We start from the raw sequence: 244 nt of genomic DNA on the forward strand, positions 1-244 counted from the left end.
TGTCGGTTTCTTGCACCTATTTCATGACCATGGTAATCGTGATGAAACCCAGAGGAAGAAAAAACACTAAATCCCTTGTTTGTGTAAACAATAACTGGAAGTGGAATTGTTATGTGTGATTCGTTTTGTTTGCCTTCGTTTAAAGTAGCTATATGCATACCGTAAGCGCCTTTTACGTGATGCAATATCATTTCTTTTGGATCGAACTTTTCTGCTTCTTCGCCTTCGCCAGAGTCCTTAGCAA

The 244-nt window shown here is 39.3% G+C and carries 1 pseudogene; it reads right to left on the minus strand.

The window, feature by feature from the left end:
* Positions 1 to 244, minus strand: a pseudogene (locus ACRHOC_RS15000) (F0F1 ATP synthase subunit A); the annotation flags it as partial.

The sequence above is a fragment of the Winogradskyella poriferorum genome (assembly GCF_050618035.1).
Classification (GTDB): domain Bacteria; phylum Bacteroidota; class Bacteroidia; order Flavobacteriales; family Flavobacteriaceae; genus Winogradskyella; species Winogradskyella poriferorum_A.